The sequence below is a fragment of the Paenibacillus sp. RC84 genome, from assembly GCF_041260495.1.
GTDB lineage: Bacteria > Bacillota > Bacilli > Paenibacillales > NBRC-103111 > Paenibacillus_F.
The window spans coordinates 195,312-217,295 of the sequence record NZ_JBGBYL010000010.1 but is presented as its reverse complement, the minus strand read 5'-3'; the positions used below and the strand labels follow the sequence as shown (position 1 = coordinate 217,295).

General features: G+C 57.0%; 21 protein-coding genes. 13 read left to right on the top strand and 8 right to left on the bottom strand.

Going from position 1 to position 21,984, the window contains the following annotated elements:
* Positions 1-514 precede the first annotated feature (514 nt).
* From ABH899_RS22545 to thiC, 7 genes are all read left to right on the top strand, one after another.
* On the top strand, positions 515-1,171 hold the full coding sequence (locus ABH899_RS22545) for a thiamine phosphate synthase (RefSeq protein ID WP_370000731.1): 657 nt from the start codon (positions 515-517) through the stop codon (positions 1,169-1,171).
* On the top strand, positions 1,168-2,328 hold the full coding sequence (gene thiO, locus ABH899_RS22540) for a glycine oxidase ThiO (protein WP_370000729.1): 1,161 nt from the start codon (positions 1,168-1,170) through the stop codon (positions 2,326-2,328). Before ABH899_RS22545 ends, thiO begins: the two co-directional genes overlap by 4 nt.
* A gap of 77 nt (positions 2,329-2,405) precedes the next feature.
* Positions 2,406-2,609: a sulfur carrier protein ThiS gene (gene thiS / locus ABH899_RS22535; RefSeq protein ID WP_042234269.1), complete on the top strand. Its 204-nt coding sequence runs from the start codon at positions 2,406-2,408 to the stop codon at positions 2,607-2,609.
* Positions 2,610-2,613: 4 nt separating this feature from the next.
* Positions 2,614-3,381, top strand: a complete 768-nt coding sequence (locus ABH899_RS22530) for a thiazole synthase (protein ID WP_009672289.1) — start codon at positions 2,614-2,616, stop codon at positions 3,379-3,381.
* A gap of 228 nt (positions 3,382-3,609) precedes the next feature.
* Positions 3,610-4,524 carry a bifunctional hydroxymethylpyrimidine kinase/phosphomethylpyrimidine kinase gene (gene thiD, locus ABH899_RS22525; RefSeq protein WP_370000726.1) on the top strand — a complete coding sequence of 305 codons (915 nt, stop codon included), beginning with the start codon at positions 3,610-3,612 and terminating at the stop codon, positions 4,522-4,524.
* Positions 4,524-5,207, top strand: a complete 684-nt coding sequence (thiE, locus tag ABH899_RS22520; RefSeq protein WP_370000882.1) for a thiamine phosphate synthase — start codon at positions 4,524-4,526, stop codon at positions 5,205-5,207. The genes thiD and thiE overlap by 1 nt, the downstream gene beginning before the upstream one ends.
* A 157-nt stretch (positions 5,208-5,364) precedes the next feature.
* Positions 5,365-7,140, top strand: a complete 1,776-nt coding sequence (gene thiC / locus ABH899_RS22515) for a phosphomethylpyrimidine synthase ThiC (protein ID WP_370000724.1) — start codon at positions 5,365-5,367, stop codon at positions 7,138-7,140.
* A 233-nt stretch (positions 7,141-7,373) separates the two neighbouring features.
* Here the strand turns inward: thiC and ABH899_RS22510 are convergent, their stop codons facing one another.
* The 5 genes from ABH899_RS22510 to ABH899_RS22490 form a co-directional block, all read right to left on the bottom strand.
* A complete protein-coding gene (locus ABH899_RS22510) occupies positions 7,374-7,694 on the bottom strand; it encodes a hypothetical protein (protein ID WP_370000722.1) in 321 nt (106 codons plus the stop codon).
* Positions 7,695-8,044: 350 nt separating this feature from the next.
* Positions 8,045-8,593 (bottom strand): spore coat protein, encoded by a 549-nt coding sequence (locus tag ABH899_RS22505; protein ID WP_370000720.1) that lies wholly within the window; start codon positions 8,591-8,593, stop codon positions 8,045-8,047.
* A gap of 34 nt (positions 8,594-8,627) precedes the next feature.
* Positions 8,628-8,852, bottom strand: coding sequence for a hypothetical protein (locus tag ABH899_RS22500; RefSeq protein ID WP_370000718.1), 225 nt, complete (start codon positions 8,850-8,852; stop codon positions 8,628-8,630).
* 154 nt (positions 8,853-9,006) lie between these two features.
* Positions 9,007-9,312, bottom strand: coding sequence for a hypothetical protein (locus ABH899_RS22495; RefSeq protein WP_036739927.1), 306 nt, complete (start codon positions 9,310-9,312; stop codon positions 9,007-9,009).
* Positions 9,313-9,365: 53 nt separating this feature from the next.
* Positions 9,366-9,992: a DUF2238 domain-containing protein gene (locus tag ABH899_RS22490; RefSeq protein ID WP_370000716.1), complete on the bottom strand. Its 627-nt coding sequence runs from the start codon at positions 9,990-9,992 to the stop codon at positions 9,366-9,368.
* A 152-nt stretch (positions 9,993-10,144) separates the two neighbouring features.
* Between ABH899_RS22490 and ABH899_RS22485 the strand changes: the two genes are divergently transcribed.
* The 3 genes from ABH899_RS22485 (at position 10,145) to ABH899_RS22475 (ending at position 13,788) form a co-directional block, all read left to right on the top strand.
* On the top strand, positions 10,145-11,152 hold the full coding sequence (locus tag ABH899_RS22485; RefSeq protein WP_370000714.1) for a Gfo/Idh/MocA family protein: 1,008 nt from the start codon (positions 10,145-10,147) through the stop codon (positions 11,150-11,152).
* A gap of 302 nt (positions 11,153-11,454) precedes the next feature.
* Positions 11,455-12,426, top strand: coding sequence for an MBL fold metallo-hydrolase (locus ABH899_RS22480; protein ID WP_370000712.1), 972 nt, complete (start codon positions 11,455-11,457; stop codon positions 12,424-12,426).
* A 102-nt stretch (positions 12,427-12,528) separates the two neighbouring features.
* Entirely contained in the window at positions 12,529-13,788 is a 1,260-nt protein-coding gene (locus ABH899_RS22475) for a M48 family metallopeptidase (protein WP_370000710.1), read from the top strand.
* Positions 13,789-13,922: 134 nt separating this feature from the next.
* Here the strand turns inward: ABH899_RS22475 and ABH899_RS22470 are convergent, their stop codons facing one another.
* The 3 genes from ABH899_RS22470 to ABH899_RS22460 form a co-directional block, all read right to left on the bottom strand.
* A complete protein-coding gene (locus ABH899_RS22470) occupies positions 13,923-15,086 on the bottom strand; it encodes a conserved virulence factor C family protein (RefSeq protein WP_370000708.1) in 1,164 nt (387 codons plus the stop codon).
* Between the two features lie 347 nt (positions 15,087-15,433).
* A complete protein-coding gene (locus ABH899_RS22465; protein ID WP_370000706.1) occupies positions 15,434-17,305 on the bottom strand; it encodes a DEAD/DEAH box helicase in 1,872 nt (623 codons plus the stop codon).
* A gap of 171 nt (positions 17,306-17,476) precedes the next feature.
* Positions 17,477-18,151, bottom strand: a complete 675-nt coding sequence (locus ABH899_RS22460) for a hypothetical protein (RefSeq protein WP_009671715.1) — start codon at positions 18,149-18,151, stop codon at positions 17,477-17,479.
* Between the two features lie 297 nt (positions 18,152-18,448).
* On the opposite strand from ABH899_RS22460, the gene coxB reads away from it, so the two are divergent.
* The 3 genes from coxB to ABH899_RS22445 all read left to right on the top strand — a co-directional run bounded on the left by coxB (position 18,449) and on the right by ABH899_RS22445 (position 21,983).
* On the top strand, positions 18,449-19,447 hold the full coding sequence (coxB, locus tag ABH899_RS22455; protein ID WP_370000704.1) for a cytochrome c oxidase subunit II: 999 nt from the start codon (positions 18,449-18,451) through the stop codon (positions 19,445-19,447).
* A gap of 95 nt (positions 19,448-19,542) precedes the next feature.
* Positions 19,543-21,366, top strand: a complete 1,824-nt coding sequence (gene ctaD, locus ABH899_RS22450; RefSeq protein ID WP_050803004.1) for a cytochrome c oxidase subunit I — start codon at positions 19,543-19,545, stop codon at positions 21,364-21,366.
* Positions 21,363-21,983, top strand: coding sequence for a cytochrome (ubi)quinol oxidase subunit III (locus tag ABH899_RS22445; RefSeq protein ID WP_009671668.1), 621 nt, complete (start codon positions 21,363-21,365; stop codon positions 21,981-21,983). The genes ctaD and ABH899_RS22445 overlap by 4 nt, the downstream gene beginning before the upstream one ends.
* Position 21,984 lies beyond the last annotated feature (1 nt).

Below are 21,984 nucleotides of genomic sequence, written 5' to 3'. Positions count from 1 at the left end.
AGCTCGGTTCCGGCCGTTTTTTACGGGAAAATTTAACTTGTAATTGGAAAAAGGATAAGGTAAGGTTAAGATAACCTTATATGTTTCGGGAGCTGGATGAAGTCCGGCTGAGAGTGTGACCGCGAATGTCACTAACCGTATCTGATCTGGGTAATGCCAGCGTAGAGAGAATAACCCTGCCGACCAAGGCCGCACGGTATATTCCGTCCGGTCTTTTTTAGTTCACTGCAAGCCTGAGGCTGCTACCGGTTGTTCCGGAAAATCTTGTCCGCTTACGAACCGCCCGGCGGCCGTAGGCGCGAGAAGACCGGAATTGGAGAAATACCGGTACGGTCGGTCGTTTCCGCCAATCGGCGGAGCGGCGTCCAGGCTCGCGTGCAACGGTGTACGGGAAAACCACTTTCTGCGGAAAGTGGTTTTTTTGCGTTTATTGCCGCTTCGTCTGTCAGAAAGCGGGACCTGCCCGAGGATAGATTATAAGCCGCTCTATACAAGCCGAGAGGAGAAGAACGAGATGACCCCTTATCCCGCCGGACCGGAACTCCACGCCATCTCAACCGGAAGGCAGAAACCGGAGGAGCTTATACGGGTTGCCTCCGCCATTCATCCTTACGTAACGGCCATTCATGTGCGTGAAAAAAAGCAGTCCCCGCGGGAGCTGTGGGCGCTGCTCTCGGGGCTTGCCGCCTGCGGGGTCCCGCCGGGCAAGATTGTCGTCAACGATCGCGCCGATGCGGCCCGGCTGTCCGGAGCGGCCGGCGTGCAGCTTCCGGGAAGCGGCCTGCCCGCCTCCGCCGTGAAAAAAGGGTTCCCCGGCCTGCGCGTAGGCGTCTCCGTTCACGGGCCGGAGGAAGGCGGCCGTGCCGCGAAGGAGGGGGCCGATTATGTGATATTCGGCCATGTATTCGCCACAGGCTCCAAACCCGGAGCGGCCCCGCGCGGCGCGGAAGCGCTGCGTGAGACGGTGCTGGCTTGCGGACGCCTCCCGGTTATCGCGATCGGAGGGATTCTTCCGGAGAACTGCGCCGAGGTGATTCGTGCGGGAGCAGCGGGCGTGGCCGTAATGAGCGGCATATGGGAAGCGGAGAATCCCGCGGAGGCTGCGGAGCGTTACCGGCACGAGCTGGAGCTTGTCCTGCAGCCGGAGAAAACAGGAGGAGAGCTGAGATGAATCGGGATACGGATATTGTCGTGATCGGAGGAGGCGTCATCGGCTGCTCGATCGCCTATCAGCTGGCGAAGCGGGGAGTCCGAGTGACTCTGTTGGAAAAGGAGCGTATTGCCGGGCAGGCGTCGGGCGCGGCAGCCGGGATGCTTGGGGCCCAGTCCGAAATGCACGAGGCGGGGCCGATGTTTGATTTTGCCCGCAGGAGCCGGGATTTGTTCCCGGAACTGGCGGAAGAGCTCAAGGAGCTGACGGGCCTGGACATCGGCCTCACCCGCCGGGGGATGCTTAAAGCCGCTTGGACCGATGCCGAAGCGGCGGCGCTCAAAGCGGACGGCCGTTTCCAGCAGGAGGCCGGCGGCCGGGCGGAATGGCTCAGTCCGTGCGAGACAGGCTGGCTGGAGCCCGGGCTGAGCAAGGAGCTCCGCGGGGCGCTTCACCTGCCCGACGAGGGGCACGTGCTGGCGCCGGAGCTGTCGGCCGCTCTGGCCGCCGGAGCGGCGCGGCTTGGCGCGCGGATCATGGAGCACGCCGACGTGACCGGACTCCTGACGGAGTCGGGCCGGGTGATCGGCGTGCAGACCCGCGAAGGGAAGATCCGCTGCGCCGGCGCGGTGCTGGCGTCCTCGCTTTGGAGCGCCCAGATTCTGGCGCCTCTGGGCGTGGAGCTGCCCGTGTATCCGGTGAAGGGAGAATGCTTCTCCCTCACCGTACGGCAGCCTCTTCTCGCGAGGACGATCGCTTCGGGCGGCTGCTATATCGTGCCCAAGCCGGGCGGGCGGATCATCGTGGGAGCCACGGCTCAGCCCGGCTCCTTCGACCGCAGTCCGCGTCTTGGCAGCCTGCTTTCGCTGGCCGCGCAGGCGCAGCGGCTCGTGCCGGGGCTTGCGGATGCCGAGTGGGAGCGCGCCTGGGCGGGGCTGCGGCCTCAGACGCCCGACGGGATGCCTTACATCGGCGAGGTAACGGCCTGCAAGGGGCTTTTCGCAGCCCTCGGGCATTACCGCAACGGCATCTTGCTGTCGCAGGCGACCGGCGTGCTTGCCGCTTCGGTGCTCACGGGCGGGGCCGCCGCTGCCGAAGCGGCTCTGCCGGGGGCGAGTGAGCTGCTCGAAGCGTTCCGGCCGGACAGAAAGGCGGCAGCCGCGGCTGTAAGGCAGTAGACCCCGCCGGCTGGGGAGCATGGCTCCGTGTACCGGCCCGGAGTCTGCATTTTGCAAGTGAAGGAGGCATTTGACGAGTGAAGCTGCATGTAAACGGAGACGACATTACGGTGCCGGAAACGGTACATACCGTAGAAGGGCTGATCCGGCACCTTGGATTAAAACGCAATCTGCTTATCGTGGAGACCAACGGGCATATTTTGCAGGCGGAAGAGCATGCGGATGCCCCGGTGGCGGACGGCGACCGGATCGAAATCGTTCATTTTGTAGGAGGAGGCTGACTCTATGCTGAAAATCGGACCTTACGAATTCAACTCCAGGCTGCTGCTGGGAACGGGAAAATTCCCGGATTTTACGATTCAGAAAAAGGCGGTCGAGGTTTCCGAAGCGCAGATTTTAACTTTTGCCGTGCGGCGGATGAATATTTATGACCCGGAACAGCCGAACTTTTTGTCCATGCTGGATGTAAGCAAGTTCAAGCTGCTGCCGAATACGGCGGGAGCCAAAACGGCCGAAGAAGCGGTCCGCATCGCCAAGCTGGCGAAAGCATCCGGACTCTGCGACATGATCAAAGTGGAAGTGATCGGCTGTGACAAGACCTTGCTGCCCGATCCGGTAGAAACGCTGAAGGCCACCGAAATGCTGCTGGCCGAAGGGTTTCTTGTCCTGCCGTATACGTCGGATGATGTCGTGCTGGCGCGCCGTTTGCAGGAGATGGGCGTTCATGCGATCATGCCGGGGGCATCGCCGATCGGTACCGGTCAAGGCATTATCAACCCGCTGAATCTCAGCTTCATTATCGAAGAAGCGCGCGTACCCGTCATCGTGGACGCAGGCATCGGGGCTCCTTCGGACGCCGCGCTGGCTATGGAAATGGGAGCGGACGGAGTGCTGCTGAACACGGCGGTTTCCGGCGCAGCCGATCCTGTGCGGATGGCGTATGCCATGAAACTGGCCTTGGAGGCCGGAAGGGCCGGGTACGAAGCCGGACGAATCCCGCGCAAGCGTTATGCGACCGCGAGCAGTCCTTTGGAGGGAGTCAGCGTAGGCTGACGGATGTGGTGCAGGCGGGAGGCGAAGATTACTCAACGCCATCCAAAACCGCAGCATCGAACGGAAGGGACGAACGGCCAGACCAACCGGCATCAGAAGCAGGACTTTCCTCAAGAATTTCAAGACCTGCCGCTGACTGTGTGACTACCTATATCTTTATAGTCGTGTAGACCTATGCGAAAAAGAGGAATTATGTCGGCCACTGCAAGTTAATGGAGGTGCAACCTGATGAACATGTCCTTAAACAAACAGCAGCATCCGCCGGAACCTTGCCGTCAAGCTCCGCTCGTTCCTGCGGCGGCCACGATTGCCGGTTCCGACAGCGGAGGAGGGGCGGGCATCCAGGCCGATCTCAAAACATTCCAGGAGCTCGGCGTATTCGGAGCAAGCGCTTTGACGGCCGTAACGGCACAGAACACGCTTGGCGTTCACGGAGTTCATCCGATCCCTTCTTCTATGGTGGCGGCTCAGATCGACGCGGTTGCCGGAGATATCGGGCCCGCCGCCTGGAAGACGGGCATGCTTTTCAGCGCGGAGATCATTGAAGCCGTAGCGGACCGCGCGTCTTTCTACAAATGGTCCCGTCTGGTCGTGGACCCCGTCATGATCGCCAAAGGCGGAGCAAGCCTGCTGCAGGAGGATGCCGTGCAGGCGCTTAGGAGCCTGCTGCTTCCGCTGGCGCAAGTCGTGACGCCGAATATCCCCGAGGCGGAGGTTCTGACGGGAATGCGGATCGCAACGATGGCGGACCGCAAAGAAGCCGCCCGCCGGATTCATGCGTGGGGAGTGAAATACGTGGTGCTGAAAGGCGGCCACGGAGGGAACCGCGCCCAATCGCTGGACCTGCTGTACGACGGCCGCGTGTTTACGGAATTTGCGGCTCCCTGGATAGAGACGCGGCATACGCACGGCACCGGCTGCACCTTCGCCGCCGCTTTGACGGCGGGTCTTGCTTCCGGGCTACCTATGGACGAAGCGGTGCTGCTCGCCAAACGCTTTATCCAGGCGGCTCTCGCGAACCCTCTGAACCTTGGAGCGGGGCATGGCCCGACCAATCATTGGGGGTACAACAGACCGGGGACGGCAGGCGCTTTCTTCAAAACGGCACCGGCCGCGGCCGGAGAAGGAGAGGGATGGCTGTGATGACAAAAACGGCTGCCGAAACCCGGTATACCGGCAATCTCAGGGAAGCGTTGAAGGTTTATCTCGTGATGGGGAGCCCCAACTGCGGGGGCAGAGACCCCGCTGCCGTATTGCAGGCGGCCATAGAAGGCGGCGTCACGCTGTTCCAGTTCAGGGAGAAGGGCCCCGGCGCCCTGCAGGGCCAAGAACGGACGGAGCTGGGGAGCCGGCTCCTCGGCGTCTGCCGCCGGGCGGGAATCCCGTTCATCGTGAACGACGATCTCCGCCTGGCGGAAGAGCTGGAGGCCGACGGAGTTCACGTCGGCCAAGAAGATCTGGCGCAGTGGGACACGGCCGGACTGCGCCAAAGATTTAAAGGGCGGATACTCGGCATATCCGCCCATGACCCCGCCGAGGCGCGGGAGGCGGTCCGCTGCGGCGCCGATTACCTCGGCGCGGGCCCGATGTACGCCACGGCGACGAAACCGGATGCCCGTGCCGTGCAGGGTCCGGGCATCCTTGCCGCCATGCGGGCGGACGGCATTGCGCTGCCGCTGGCGGGCATCGGCGGCATCACGCCGGAGGGCGCGGGCGCCGTACTGGCGGCCGGAGCCGACGGCGTGGCGGTCATCTCGGCCATCAGCGGCGCCGACGATCCGCGCGAAGCGGCCCGGAGGTTTTCCCGCCTGTTTACGGGGGGATAAGCCGGCGCCGACAGTTAATTTTACCGGTTGGCTGCAGGCAGTCTATCAGCGAGCATAAACGCGTTCGAAAAGGTATGCCAAACCGCCGTTTAAGCCATAAACGTCCATTAATAAGGCTTTTACAACGAGCCAATAAAGTTCGGGAGGGGTTTTTAAAATGACCAAAAGTACAGAAATCCAGGAGCCTAACGTATCCGCTTTTCCGGGGAGCCGCAAAGTTTATGTGGAAGGCTCTCGTCCGGACGTGCGCGTAGCGATGAGGGAGATTCAATTGAGTCCGTCCTCCGGGCGTTTTGGCGAAGAAGAGAATGCCCCGGTCCGTGTTTACGACACGAGCGGTTTGTACACGGATACCGAAGAGGCAACCGATATCCGCAGGGGTCTGCCTTCGAACCGGTACGGCTGGATTGTGGAGCGCGGCGACGTGGAGGCTTACGAGGGCCGCACCGTGAAGCCGGAGGACAACGGGCTGCGCAGCGAGGAAGCGCTGGCGAATACGGAAGTGTTTCCCGGCCTTAACCGGAAACCGCTTCGTGCCAAGCCGGGCAGCAATGTGACCCAGATGCACTATGCGCGCAAAGGGATCGTTACGCCGGAGATGGAGTACATCGCCATCCGCGAGAATGTGGCGCCCGAATTTGTCCGTGATGAAGTGGCCCGGGGCCGTGCCGTTATTCCTTCGAATATCAATCACCCGGAAAGCGAGCCGATGATCATCGGGCGCAATTTCCTTGTGAAGGTGAATGCGAACATTGGCAACTCGGCCGTAGCTTCTTCGATTGAGGAAGAGGTGGAAAAAATGACCTGGGCGACCCGCTGGGGAGCCGATACGGTTATGGACCTATCCACGGGCAAAAACATCCACACGACGCGCGAATGGATCGTGCGGAATTCACCGGTGCCGATCGGAACGGTGCCGATTTATCAGGCGCTGGAAAAAGTGGGAGGCAAGGCCGAAGAACTCACGTGGGAGATCTACCGCGATACGCTTATTGAACAGGCCGAACAAGGGGTCGATTACTTCACGATTCATGCGGGCGTGCTCCTCCGCTACATTCCGCTGACGGCCAAAAGAACGACGGGCATCGTTTCCCGCGGAGGCTCGATTATGGCTGCCTGGTGCCTGGCGCATCATAAGGAGAACTTCCTCTACACCCATTTCGAAGATATCTGCGAAATTATGAAAGCTTACGATATTTCGTTCTCGCTCGGAGACGGATTGCGTCCCGGTTCGATTGCGGATGCGAACGACGAAGCGCAGTTCGCCGAACTGGATACGCTCGGAGAGCTGACCCGGATTGCCTGGAAGCATGACGTCCAGGTCATCATCGAAGGCCCCGGCCACGTTCCGATGCATCTCATCAAGGAGAACGTCGACCGGCAAATGGAAGTTTGCCAGGAGGCGCCGTTCTACACCCTCGGTCCGCTGACAACGGACATCGCGCCGGGTTACGATCATATTACGTCCGCGATCGGTGCGGCGATGATCGGCTCGTTCGGTACGGCGATGCTCTGCTATGTAACGCCGAAGGAACACTTGGGCCTGCCGAATAAAAACGACGTGCGCGAAGGCGTAATCGCCTATAAAATCGCTGCACATGCGGCAGACCTGGCCAAAGGCCATCCGGGAGCGCAGGACCGGGATAACGCCCTTTCCAAAGCGCGGTTCGAGTTCCGCTGGCGCGACCAGTTCAACCTTTCGCTTGATCCGGAACGGGCGATGGAGTACCACGACGAAACGCTCCCTGCGGAAGGGGCCAAAACCGCCCATTTCTGCTCCATGTGCGGTCCGAAGTTCTGCTCCATGAGGATTACGCAGGACATCCGCGAGTATGCCCGCGAGAACGGCCTCGGCGAACAGGAAGCGGCGGAAGCGGGCATGGCCGATAAAGCCGCCGAATTCCGGCGCGAAGGCAACGTGATTTATAAGTAGGCCAAGAATCGGCCTGCGAATGACAGCGAATGACGGCGCACGAGTGCATGACAGTGCATGACAGCCCGTCCGTTTGTCCGCCAAGCTTGCAGTGCAGTATGAAGCCGCAAAAGCAAAAACCGTATTTCTCCTGTCCAGTGGAGGAATACGGTTTTTCTTATGAGCGAAATCTCGAGAGAATGAGAATGTTGCGGGCAGCCCCGCAATCGGTCCGAAGCGGGCTAAAACGGGCGCTAGCCGTTCGGCTGCTTCTCCTCCGAAGCGGCCTCCGAAGCGGCTTCCGAACCGGCGCGCAATTGAACAGGCTGCCGGCTGTGTATTCCATCCGTCCGTGCGCTATCTACTTCCGCAGTCGCCCATTCCTTGACGGAGGCACTGTCCGGTCCCGGTTCCGCCATCCATTCATGATGGGCTGCGGACGTGTGCTCTTCCTCTTCGTAATCAAAGGATGACACGCCGTATTGGTCCCGGGCACCTTGGATACTTTTTATGAAAACGGTTACAACTAAAAAGCCGAAAATGAGCAATGTTAATGTTCCCCATAAGGCTGTCATTTTGAGCTGCCTCCTTGAACGTACGAATCGACTGCGGAAGAAAAGAGCCTTCCTACCATATGTACGCGTAAGTTCCGGAGAAGTTTCTGCTCACGCCCAGGAAATATCTAGTTTTTTTGATGGCATATTCGTGTGTAGGAAAAAAGAATGAAAAAACAATGTTAATTACATGTCGTGTATATTGAATCTTTAAATTTTTTATATCGAAAAAAGCGGCGGACCGCATGACGGCCACTAGCTTCCTCGCAGAGCTCTCTGCGGCCTCGCGGAAAAACGAAGAAGCCTCCTCCCGCCCGGGGAAGAGGCTTTTTCATTTTTCCTTAGTTCGCGTGTGGCGATATTTCGAAATTTTACATCGTGTATTGCTGCTGTGCTTGTCCCGCCTGATTGTAAGGAGGTTGTGTGTAGGAGTATCCTTGGTGCTGGCCTCCGGAAGACAGGTAGGGATTCACGAGTTGCTGGGTTTGTTGTCCCGATTGCTGGGAGTGCTGAATTTGTTTGTCGATATCCTGACGCAGGGCTGGAGAGGGAGTGGTGTACATGTTATTTTGTTTCATAAACGTGTACAGTTCCCCTTGCAGATGCAGGGTATCCAGCGTGAGCTGGTTAAACAGCTGGCGGATCGCCGGGCAGTTGGATTCCGTCGTTGCCGTTGCATATTCTCTGACCACGCGCTTATGGTCGGCAAGGATTGCGAACAGGAGGTCTTTGTCGCTCAGGATGGAGCCGCTCTGGCGGTTCTGCTGTTGATTCGGCTGTTGATTTTGCTGGAAACCTTGCGAGTACGGATACGCGGACTGCTGCTGAAAAAGCTGCTCCAACTGCTGTTGGCGCTGGTTATGCTGTTGCTGCTGCTGGTAGGACAGCTGCCGGTTTTGGCTGTTTGGTTGCTGGTTCATAGGAAATCCCTCCTTTTGTCGGGCTTGAATAAAGTTATTGCTGCTGCGGCTGGTTCGGAGCAAGCTGGGCATGCTGCTGAAGAGCGGACAAAATTTGAGCGTAATGCTGCTGGTGACTCTGGATCAGATGCTCCGCGATCTGCCGGATAGCCGGGTTTTGAGCATGGGCGATGGCATTCGCCGTCTGTTTAATCAGCAGATCCTCATTGGTGAGGGAATCGGCCAGGTAGTCCAATTCTTTGCTGGTTATCGGTTGCATGGAAAATCCTCCTTTCCGTTCCTTAGTAATGTAACCCGGTTTTATGGAATTATTCGGAAAAAGTGATTTTACCGAAAATTGCAGACCGAGCAGCCGGCCCAGCGCAGCAAAAAGAACCCCGCTTCTACGAAGGGGGCGGAAAAAGTATGGATGTTTACTTGCGCGGAGGCCGCTTGGCGATTTCCTCCGTCACCACAAAGGCAAGCTCTTCATTGCCGAACATGGACAGCACGCCGAGCAGAGTGTCGTCGGGGATTTCTCCGGCTTCTTCCTTGGAAACCGTAAGCTCCAGCGCCTGCTGAAGCTCCGTGTTGTTCCCCTGCTGGGGATAGGCCTGCGCATACAGGGCGGCCGGGTCCAGTCCGTGATTAATGCACCACTGGGCAAAAATCAGAATCATCATTCGTTCGTCGCGCTGATAGTTCTCGATGATGCGTTTTTCCATCTCCTGCTGATTCATGTTCATAGGGTAGTGCCTGCTCCCTTCGATCGTGTGAATTAGAGACATCAGATTTAAAAGCTGCCGGGGAGTCTCATCGCCCGGTTATGCCATTTGCCCAGAAGCAGCAGGGAAAGGACGGCGCCGATCAGAGCGCACATCATGTCCCATTGGGTGTCCCAGACATCGCCTTGAGTGCCGAGGAAAGATTCCGCCGCCGTCCCGGTCAGCTTGGCGACAGTGAACTCCAGGAGTTCGTAGAAAGCGCTGAACCCCAGGCAGACGCTGAGCGTAAGAAACGTAAGCCAGCCTCCGGGCTGTATGGGAACTTTGCGGATTAGAATCTCGCGCGTGAGAATGGCGGGTACAAAGCCCTGCATAAAATGACCGAGCCGGTCGTAATAATTCCGCTCCAGATCGAAGGTATCCCGAAGCCAGTTGAAGAGGGGGACCTCCGCATACGTGTAGTGCCCGCCTACAAACAAAATCATGACATGAGCCCACACCAGCGTATACGTGAGAAGGGTAAGCGGAGTCTGCCGGTAAATGCCGATTAATACGGCTACCAGAATCAGCCCCGGCGTCACTTCCAGCAGCCAGGTGAAATAATCGTGAGGCCGTATGCCTGACCAGATGAAGACGGCCGCCAGGCTGCCCAGCAGAGCGGAATAGCTCCGGGTGGGGACACGGGAAGATTTCATGGGGCGGAAGAACCTCCTGTAAGTTATTGTGCGTGCTTTTTTGCATTTCGTCCAATTTTTGAGCCTGATTCGTGCGCATCCTATATCCGGAACCGGAGCGGTAAGCTATACTGACTCTATCGTACCATGAAAGCGGGAAAGGGAGGTAGACCATGTCATCTTCGAACCGAAAAATAAGGTGGGGCATTCTTGGGTGCGCTTCCATCGCTCTAAGGGCAACCGTGCCCGCCATTCAGGCATCGTCTACGGGGGAGCTTGCCGTTATTGCCAGCCGCGACGTGTTCAAAGCCAGGGAAGCGGCCCGGCGTCACGGAATACCTGCCGCCTATGGAAGCTATGAGGAGCTGCTCGCCGATCCGACCCTAGATGCGGTGTACATTCCGCTCCCGAATCATTTGCACTTTGAATGGACGATTAAGGCCGCAAGAGCGGGGAAACATGTGCTCTGTGAAAAACCGCTTGCCCTTACGGCTGCCCAGGCGCAAGGAATGGCCGCGGCGTGCAGGGAAGAGGGCGTCCTCCTTGCGGAAGCCTTTATGTACCGGCATCATCCCCGGTACGACCGAATCCGCGAGATTCTCGCGGCCGGGGAACTGGGCGTTATACGCGCGATGCGCGCCTCCTTCACGTTCGATAACTCCGCGGATACGGGAAATGTCCGCTGCCGCAAAGAGTGGGGCGGCGGTTCGCTTTACGATATCGGCTGCTATACGCTTAATGCGGCCCGTTATCTGCTTGGCGAAGAGCCGGAAGCCGTTACGGTGCAAGCTTTCTTCTCGCCCGGGCACGGCGGCGTAGATATGATGGCGTCTGGGCTTGCGGAGTTTCCGGATGGCGTCGCCTTGACGTTCGATTGCGGCATGTGGGCCGCCTCCCGCAATACGATCGAAATCGTCGGGACGACGGGGACGATTGAAGTGCCGAGCGCTTTTGTCGCACCGGAGGGAAGAGGAGCCGACTTTACCGTCACGGTGAACGGTGCTCGCCGGACGGAGGCCGCGCCTTCCGTGAACCAGTACGCCGTGCAGTTCGACGACTTCGGACGGGCCGTTTTGGGCCGGGAGCCCTATCGTTTTTCGGCTGAAGATGCCATTAACGGCATGAAGGTCCTGGAGGCCTGCCTTCTTTCTGCGGAAACCCGGGCAAGAATAAGCCTCTAAACTAGCAAAAAAAGGATGGCGCCCGGGAACGTTTTGTACTATGATGGTACTAACAGGGACTTGGAGACTAGTCGGCTAGTCTTACATCCCGAAAACCAAGCCAGGCGCCTATCTTCGGGATAGCGGCGCACAGTGGAGCGAGGAAGTCACATGGGGTCTGTGACCGCAACACTGCTATGAGCTTGGTTTTTTTGCGTTTTTTTGCGCTCGGGGGCGGCTGTTCGTACAATAGGAAATAGGAGATAAAGGGAAAAGAAGCGGCCGGATCGTTCGGCCGCGGGCAATCGGAGGAGGAACATGCGATGAACAGGAAAAGATATACGAACATGGACCCCGCAGCGGGACTGAGTACATTCTCGGATCTTCGCAAATGGCGTAAGGAAAGAAGCGGCAAAGTGAAGGATCTTTCCTTCGTTGTAAAAACAAGTCCGGATAAAGATCCCGACTACTTGAAAGCCAACCGGAGCGAGACGACGATCACGTGGATCGGCCATTCCACCTTTCTGCTTCAGAAAAACGGCCTAAACCTGGTCACGGACCCGGTATGGGCGAGCCGTATGGGGTTCGACAAGCGCCTGGCTGAACCTGGGCTTAAGCTCGGCGAACTGCCTCCGGTGGATGCGGTTCTGCTCTCGCACGGGCACTACGATCACCTCCATATCGGTTCCTTGCGTGCTCTTCCCGGAAAACCCAAGCTGCTGGTCCCGGAAGGGCTGGGGAAGACGCTTCGGCGTAAGGGCTTCGACGATATACAGGAGCTTTCCTGGTGGGGAAGCCATGAGCTCGGCGGTCTGCGCCTTCATTTCGTTCCAGCGCAGCACTGGACCCGCCGTTCGCTGACGGATACGAACACCTCCCACTGGGGAGGCTGGATCATAGAGGATGCCGGCAAGCCGGGGACGGACCCGGACAGTCTCTATTTCGCGGGCGACAGCGGGTATTTCCAAGGCTTCCGGATGATCGGGGAACGATTTCGCATTGGCTGCGCCCTGATGCCTATAGGAGCTTACGAGCCCGAGTGGTTTATGTCCACTCAGCACGTTTCCCCGGAAGAAGCCGTGCAGGCTTTTGTGGACACCCAAGCGGACATTTTCGTGCCTATGCATTACGGCTCGTTCCGCCTTGCCGACGATACACCGCAAGAAGCGCTGGACAGACTGCGGCTGAATTGGGAACAGCGGAAGCTTGATCCCCAGCGTCTGAAGGTGCTGCTGCACGGACAAACACTGAAGACCGCTTTAAGCGGCGCAGTAAATAAATTTCCCGCTGAATAAGGACAAACCCGTCTTTTTCGGCTTCCGGACGGCATATACATCATGAGGGACCCTGCAGGCACGATGCGGTCCGAACGAATACCGAGGAAGCGGGGGAGGAAGATGAAGAACTGGAAAGTCGTGCTGATCCTCGGTTTTGCCGTATATGCGGCTGCGGTAGGATTTTATTTCGGCAGAGGGGACATCTACAGTCTGCCGCCAGGCTCGGCGGGCACCACCATAGATCCGCACACGTTTATGAGCGAAGGAGAGATCGATCGGGCAGAAGTGTTGTCGCGCATCCGCTCGATTGTGTACTTTTTGCAGACTCCCTTGCAGCTTGTTCTGCTGATTTTGCTTGTGGGCACGGCTATCCGGTTCAGGGACCACATTGAAGGCTGGACCCGGCGCTATCTACTGCGGACAGGCTTGTTCGTTTTTCTGTTCCTGCTGGTCGTGTATGTCCTTATGCTGCCGTTCGACTACTTTATGCTTAGTGTGGAGAGACACTACGGAGTTTCCAACGTCGGCTTAGGCACCTGGCTGGTTGACCATGCGAAGAACCTTGGGATCGAATGGCTGACCACGACGTTCCTTCTCTTGCTTGTCCTTGCCTTGATGAAACGAAGCCCCCGGAAATGGTGGTTGTGGCTGTGGGCTTTTTCCGTACCGCTCCTGCTGTTTCTCCAGTTTATCCAGCCGGTAATTATCGAACCCCTATACAATGAATTTACGCCGCTGCGGGCGGGTGAACTGAAAAAAGAGCTGCTGCATCTGGCCTCGCAGGCCGGAATCGCGGCGGATGACGTATACGAGGTCAACATGTCCGAGAGGACGAATCAGCTCAACGCCTACGTGTCCGGAATCGGGTCCAATGCCAGAGTCGTTCTGTGGGATACGCTTCTGCAAAAAATGGACACTCGCGAAATTCTGGTCGTCATGGCGCACGAGATGGGGCATTATGCGGAGCGGCACGTCTTCTGGGGGAGCGGATTGGGGCTTGTCATGAGCTTCGGCCTCCTCTGGGGCGGAAGCCGGATTTACGAGATAGCGGTGCGCAATTGGGGCAGAGCGAGAGGACTTCGCGGTCCTCGGGATATGGCCGGACTGCCGCTGCTGCTCGCCATTGTCTCTCTGCTGAGCCTTGCGGTAACTCCTATAGACAACGCCGCTTCGCGGCTGATGGAAGTCAGGGCCGATTCCTATGCGATGAAAATGACCGGAGACGGCCAGGCGGGCGTGAGCGCTTTTCAGAAGCTTGCCGCAGCGAATTTGAGTCCGGTCACGCAGCCGGCGCTCCTGCAGTGGTTTCTCGGTTCCCATCCGACCATAGAGGAACGGATCCGGTATTTCGGCGAGTTTGCCGCGCAAAAAGCCCGTTAAACTAAAAAGCGTACCGTTTTCCGATTTGCAAACAGGTTTTGCGAATCGCGAAAAGGCACGCTTTTTTTCATAGGGAAGAGCTATAGGGCACGCGTCCGAGCAGGGTGATCTTCACAACGGGGTAAGAGACCGCTTTAGTCCTGCTTAGGCGCGTCGATTCCTTGGCGGCTGCGTGTCATTTGCTGCCAGACCGAGCCTTCCGCGGCATGTCCGCCCTCGATGCGGGCAATTGCCATCTGGACCTGCATGCTGATTTCGAATTCCGGATCGTCCGCCGCTTCGCGCAAGGCCTCGAGGCAGGAATCGTCACCGACTTCGTACAGAAAACGGGCGGCACGCCAGCGGACCAGCTTGTTGGGATCTTTCAAGGCAGTGGACATAGCCGGAACGGCTGCCGGATCCCCCAGATCGGACAAAGTGTCTCCCGCCGTACGGCGGACGGCCGGGGTGCGGTCCTCCAGAGCCTGGAACAGGTAAGGAAGCACTTCCGGTTCCTTGATATCGCCGAGATATACCGTTGCAAGTCTGCGTACGGACGTTTTCTCATCTCCGAGAGCCTTGGCGAGCAGAGGCAGCGTCTGGGGAGTGGCTTTGACGCTTTGCAAAGCGGCATACCGTTTTTTCCAGTCGGGATCGTCCAGGAGCCGGGCGATTTCCTCTTCGGTCAATTCGGCCGGACGCTGGGCTTCCGCATAGTCCGTATCGGACAGCCCTTGAGCGGCCTGTTCCGTAAGCAGGCTCAACCTCTTGTCATCGTAAGACGCATCCACTTCCTGAACGACCTCATTCAGCACATCCTGAAGCTCTCCGTAACGGACATCGAGCTCTTGCAGCTTCCGCTCCTTGAGCAGGTGAGGAGAATTTTCGGTCGCTTTCATCGCAGCTTGTGTAAAACGTTCCGGAAGAGCGGCACGAGCTTCTTCGCCGCCTGCGTTTACCCGGATCTGCATAGGGATGCCGCGGAAGGTCTGGAGCAGTACCTTAACCTCTCCGAAACCGGACCCCGCTTCGTCTTCGCCGGGAAGAGAGGCTTGAGAGCCGCCGCTGCCGAGCAGTTCCCGGGCCTGTGTGAGAATCTGCTTCCAGTCTCCTTTGGGGGAGCGGTCAAGCGCGATAAAATCGGCTACCTGAAAAACGCTTGTTACCCCGGGGATATCGAGGAGTTGTTGAATATAGCCGGGCGCATTGTCGCGCTGTTTCCGGGTAAAAGTCAGGCTGCGGCCCTTAGGCAGCGCCTTATCTAAGTTAAGCTTCATGGTATTGGGACTCGGGGTTGGCTCAATCGATACTAAATTCACTGGATCACACCCTCCTTTGTTCCTCTTTATGATACCACATTTTTGCTAAAAGACCTTTCGGGCCAAATCTCTGTGAGAAAAGTCACTGCATGCAGGTATAAATTACCTATAATTAACTAAAATGGAATTTTGATATCTCTGTTTTGTTGAGTTTCTTCTATATAATAAGCTGCTTCTGAACCCCGTTTAATACAGGTAAAAAAGAAAACCGGAACGTGAAGTCCCGGTTAGTTGCAAAACATTTCCGATTAGCCTCTTTCCACAAGGCGGGGGGTCTATCCGAAGCGAAGCTTAAAAGGTAGTTAGCCAGCTTGCTGATAAAATGCCGGCTCAACGCAGGCCGCTGACTACCTGCCGCGCTTGGAACCGCCCCGCGGAGCAGGTCCGCTGCTTCGCGAACCGCCACTGCGCGGGCCTGCACCGCGGCCGTTAGAGCCGCCGCTGCGTGATCCGCGCCCGGCGCTGCCGCCGCTTCGCGAGCCGCCGAAGTCGCTGCGGCCGGAACCGCCTCCGCGTGATCCGCGGGAATCGGCGCCGCCGCGTCCGCGGCTGCTGCGGGCTTCCGCCTCTTCACGCTGCTTGGCGCTTACGCCCCAGCCGGCTTCGCCGAACGGGCCCGCCGCGCTGTTGCGGTCGCCGCGTCCGCTGTCGCGCGCGCTCTCGCTGCGCGGTCCGCGCCCGGCGCTGCCGCCGCGTGCGCCGGCAAAGTCGTCGCGGCCCGAGCCGCCGCGTGGGCCGCCGAAGCCGCCGCGCTCCGAGCCGCTGCGTCCGCGTCCGCCGCGGTCCGCGCCGTCGCGACGCTCCGCGCTATCGCCGCGGAAGCCGCCGTCGCTGCGTGTGCCGCGCCCGGCGCCGCCGCTGCGCGGTCCGCCCGCGTCGCGCGCATCCGCACGGCCGCGGTTCCGGCCGCCCGCACCGCCGCGCGGTCCGTCGGTGCGGTGCTCCCAGCGGCCTTCGGAGCGTCCCGCTCCGTCGCCGCCGCGGGAGCGCCCGCCGCCTTTGCCCGCAGGCTTAGCTCTGTCGCCGCCGAAGTTCCGCTCGCCGCGAGGGCTGCTTCCTCCGCGCTCGCGGCGCTCGTCGGTCTCCTCGCCGCGTTCGCGGCGTGGAGCGTCCTGCCGCCGGAGCTGCTGGCGGATGCCCTGCTCGATCTGGTCGACGTAGACCTGATCGCGCGGGCTGGCGAACGTGACGGCGACACCGGTTTGGCCCGCCCGTCCCGTCCGACCGATGCGGTGGATGTAGCTTTGCGCGTCGTGCGGGATGTCATAGTTGAAGACGTGTGTAACGCCTTCCACGTCGATCCCGCGCGCAGCCACATCCGTGGCGACCAGCAGTTGGATGCTGGCGTCGCGGAACCGCTTCATGACCTGCTCGCGCTTGGCTTGCGACAGATCGCCGTGAAGCTCGTCCGACTTGTAGCCGCGCTCCTGCAGGTCGGCGTTCAAGGAAGCCGCTCTCCGCTTCGTGCGGCAGAATATCATCGCGAGGTAAGGCTTATCCGTATCGATGGCTCTGCATAAGGCGTCAAGCTTGCCGCGATCCGATACGCGCACTACGGATTGGTCAATCTCCGTGAGTGTAACTTGCTTCGCTTTTACCCGGATTTCTTCCGGATTGACCATGTAACGCTTGGCCAGGTTCCGGATCGGGTCCGGCATCGTTGCGGAGAACAGCATCGTCTGCCGTCTCTGAGGAGTCTGGGCAATGATTTCCTCGACTTCATTCAAGAATCCCATATGAAGCATTTGATCGGCCTCGTCGAGGACCAGCATGGAAATCTTGTACAGAGCGACGGATCCTCTGCGCAGGTGATCGAGCAGGCGTCCGGGAGTTGCGACGATCAGATGGACACCGCCTGTCGAGGAAAGCTTGCGCAGCTGTTTCTCGACATCCTGTCCGCCGTATGCGGCCAGTACGTTAATGCCGAGGGCGGGCGCCAGCTTGGCGGCCTCCGCGGCGATCTGTATGGCAAGCTCCCGTGTAGGGGTCAGAATAAGCCCCTGCACTTCGGCGCGTGTGGGATTAGTCCGCTCCAGCATGGGAAGCAGGAAGGCGAGCGTCTTGCCGGTTCCGGTCTGTGCCTGGGCAATCACATCGCCGCCGCGGAAAACAACGGGCAGCGCCTGCTGCTGGATGGGAGTCGGATCGGATACGCCGCTTCGAGCCAGCAGTTTGGCCAGCTCCGGACGAACGCCGAGGTCTATAAATGGAAAAGACATATTGGTGTAAGCTCCTTCGAATGTAGGGATGCTTCCCATTCTACCCTAACGGCCGCACGATGGAAAGCTATGGCTTGGTTTCCTCTGTCTGCTTATTAACAAGAAGCATGCCTCCGCATGACTTTCTTCCTATAAAAAGGTGTTTTTTCTGACATGAATCTCCTTTTACGGTTACGGCTGCGGTTTCGTCCCGAATATCCGTGTCGCTCCTTGATTAAACTCGTTCACATAAGGTTTGAGGGAAGCGCCCGACAGGGCATCCAGTTTATAATGGTTGAGCTGGTTAATGAATTCACGGTTAGCCGAGATGTACACATCATGCACCGTCGGATCGAGCTGTCTGATTTTAAGGGCTATTTCCTGCTTGAAGTTATGGGATAAATTTTTATGATCCTGGACCGTCACGTAGCCGAGGAAGTCCGAAGCGAGTTCGTTCGTATACAGGTTCTCGTAGTAGGGCTGGGGAATTTGGTTTTTCATGTCCCCGGGGCCATGCGTTTTCGTTTCGCTGCGCCCCGCTTTGGTTCCGGATGCGGAGTTGTCCACCATGATGGCGGCGTAGGCATTTCGGTCTGTTCTCATCACGATAGCTCCCATCACCCCGTGCATGGCCGCAATTTGCGTGGATAGCTCATGATCGTACGCGAAGAAAGTATTGTTGTGGGAAACGGCGCTGACCTGCTGCTGGGTCTGATAAGCCCGGCTCTGGCCTTTTCCCTCAATCCGCTGCTTGGGATGCCCGTAACTGGTTTCCTTCGGATACGTATTAGTGCATCCCGATACAGTTACAATAATGAAGCCGGCCGCGGAAAGGGCAGGGATGAAACGGCGCATGATCTTGTTCATGATTGCTCCTCCTTGTTGAAGACTGACTTAAATTTAGGATGAAGCGGGGAGGTGTGAATTATACGGGACGCAATGATGCATCCTAATGCTAAAAACCGAGCAGGAAGGAAATCAATGCAAGACAAATCAACAAAAAAATCGCAAAATGCAACAGCTTTTAGAACAATTTGTGAACTTTCCAAGAAGAATTGACAAAAAAGTTTTACCTAATTATAGTTAATTAAGTGATAAGGTTGATTGACATAGGCCTGTCGTTCGTGGTAAAAATATTGGTTTACAAAGTGGGGTTGATAAGCAATGAGTCGATGGAAAAAGAATTGGCGTCTAGTCCCCCTATTTGCGGTGATGACGTTCCTCCTTGCGGGTTGTGGAGACCCGACGCTTTCCGCTTTGCGACCTAGAGGGCCGGTGGCATCAGAACAGCTGTTTCTGATGAAGATCTCGATCGCCATCATGCTTCTGGTTGTAGTAGTGGTATTTGCATTGTATTTGTTCGTAATCATCCGTTTCCGTAAACGGAAGGGACAAGAAGGCATTCCGAAGCAAGTGGAAGGTAACCACGTGCTGGAGATTGTCTGGACGGTTATTCCGATTCTGCTGCTTATCGTGCTGGCCGTACCGACGGTTTACTATACGTTCAAGCACACTACGAACTACGTGCAGGATAAGGATGCTATCCATGTTAAAGTAACCGCTCACCAATTCTGGTGGCAGTTCGAGTATCCCGAGCTCGGCATTTCGACCGCTCAGGATCTTGTAATCCCTACAGGAAAGAACATCGCGCTTGAGCTTACCTCCGCGGATGTTACTCACTCCTTCTGGGTTCCGTCTCTCGGCGGTAAAATGGATACGAACACTAACATGACGAACGTGTACTATTTGAAAGCTGATGATGTCGATGTCTTCAAAGGTAAATGTGCGGAGCTTTGCGGCGCGTCCCACTCCTTGATGGACTTTAAAGTGAAATCGCTCGCACAAGGTGATTTTGACGCTTGGGTGACGAATATGCAAACTCCTGCCGCTGTTCCTGCAGATGCGAAGCAAGGCGAAGAGCTGTTCAAACAGAAATGCCTGCAGTGCCATGCGATCGATCCGAAAGGACTCGGTTTCGGTCCTAACCTGAACGGTTATGCGGACCGTGAAATGCTCGCCGGTGTTCTGGAACACAACGACGAGAATTTGAAAAAATGGATCAAAGATCCGCAATCCGAGAAGCCGGGAACTTTAATGCCTAAAGTGCCGCTCGAGGATAATCAGGTTAACGAGCTTGTTAAATATCTGAACAGCTTGAAGTAAGACTTCTCAGGAAAAAGGAGGTTAATACGTTGGCACAAGCACACGCCCACGCGCATGCGCACGCACACCATCAAGTGAAGCGGTACACCGGCTTGATGGATTGGCTGACCACCGTGGATCATAAGAAGATCGGTATTTTGTACTTTATGGCCGGCGGACTGTTCTTCCTGATCGGTGGACTGGAAGCCATTCTCATCCGGATTCAGCTTATGAATCCAGATTTGAAAATTTTTATCGGTGATACGTTCAACCAGCTGACAACCATGCACGGTACGACGATGATCTTCTTCGCGGCCATGCCTATGATTTTCGGATTTATGAACGCGATAATCCCCTTGCAGATAGGGGCCCGGGACGTTGCGTTTCCGTTTCTGAACTCCCTTGGATTCTGGCTTTTCTTATTCGGGGGTATCCTTCTGAACCTGTCCTGGTTCATGGGGGGCGGAGCCAATGCCGGTTGGACGGCATACGCTCCACTTTCATCTATAGTAGATAGTACGAAAGCCATTACGGTTGGTGGCAATATTACCGGGGTCGATTTCTATGTTCTCGGTCTGCAGATTGCCGGCCTTGGAACCCTCCTCGGGGGGATTAACTTCCTCGTAACGATCATTAACATGCGTGCACCCGGCATGACCTACATGCGTATGCCGATGTTTACCTGGGCGTCCTTTATCACGTCCGCACTGATCTTGTTCGCTTTCCCTGCGATTACCGTAGGTTTAGTTGAACTGATGTTTGACCGTATCTTCGACGGAGCCTTCTTTGATCCGGCCCGCGGCGGCAGCACCGTCCTTTGGGAGCATCTCTTCTGGATCTTCGGGCACCCCGAAGTTTACATTCTGATTCTTCCTGCGTTCGGTATCATTTCCGAGATCGTAAGTACCTTCTCCAGCAAGCGCCTTTTCGGTTACAGCTCGATGGTATTCGCGACCGCTCTGATCGGTTTCCTGGGCTTCATGGTTTGGGTTCACCATATGTTTACCGTAGGCCTCGGTCCTGTTGCCAACTCGATTTTCTCCATCGCAACGATGGCGATCGCGGTTCCGACAGGGATCAAAATCTTCAACTGGCTGTTCACCCTTTGGGGCGGACAAATCCGCTTTACGACGTCCAGCCTTTTCGCAACGGCTTTCATTCCGACGTTCGTAATGGGCGGGGTAACCGGGGTTATGCTTTCCGTACCGGCTGCCGACTTCCAGTATCATGATACTTATTTCGTTGTCGCTCACTTCCACTACGTTATCGTCGGTGGTTTGATTCTTGGCTTGTTCGCCGGTTCTTACTACTGGTGGCCAAAAATGTTCGGCCGTGTGCTGAACGAAACTTTGGGTAAAATACATTTCTGGACCTTCTTTATCGGGTTCCACCTGACCTTCTTCCCGCAGCATTTCCTCGGTCTGATGGGTATGCCTCGCCGCGTATTCACTTACGATCCGGGCCTTACTGCAGGTAACCTTGTCAGTACGGTAGGCGCATTCCTGATGGGTATCGGTACTCTCGTGTTCATCATCAACATGATCGCGACGAACAGAAAACCTCAAGATGCACCGAACGATCCGTGGGATGGCCGTACGCTGGAGTGGACGATTCCTTCTCCGGCGCCGGAATACAACTTTAAACAAACTCCGCTTGTTCGCGGTCTTGACGCTCTGTGGAAAGAAAAAATGGCTGGCAACAAAGAGATGACTCCGGCTGAACCGGTTGGTTCGATTCATATGCCGTCTCCATCGATCCTGCCGCTGTTCATGGCTCTCGGGCTGTTTATCTCCGCATTCGGCTTCATGTACCACATCTATGTGATCTGTATCGTGGGTATCGGCATTACACTCCTTTGCATGCTGCTTCGTTCCGTCTTTGACGACCACGGTTGGCATATCGAACCGGAGGAGCTTAACGACAAGGGGGTTAAACGATGAGCACGCAAACGCACGACGCGGGTACGTTGCCGCTGGAGCCCGAGAAGGCAACGCTGGAAGGCAAGAATAAGGTTCTTGGCTTCTGGCTCTTCCTCGGCGGCGAGATGGTTTTGTTCGGTACGCTGTTTGCCACCTATATCGCTCTCCGGAACCAGATTCCGGAGGGGCCGACTCCGATGGAACTGTTTAAGCTTTCTACGGTCGCCTGGGCAACGTTCATCCTGTTGACGTCCAGTTTGACCAGTGTATTCGCCATCATGGCGATGCACAAAAACAACGTAAAAGGCTTGCTGTTTTGGTTAGCCATTACGGTATTGCTCGGTCTTGGCTTCCTTGGGCTTGAAGTGTATGAGTTCTACGAATATGTCCATGAAGGACATGGGTTTACGACCAGTGCGTTCTCAACCTCCTTCTATACGCTCGTAGGCTTCCACGGCGGCCACGTTGCTTTCGGGGTTCTGTGGATCACTCTGCTGATCATCCAGGGAACACGCAAAGGTCTAACCGTCGTTACGGCACCGAAGTTCTATGTTGCCAGCTTGTACTGGCACTTTATCGACGTAGTATGGGTATTTATCTTTACGGTCGTTTATCTGATGGGGAAGGTAGGTCCTTAAG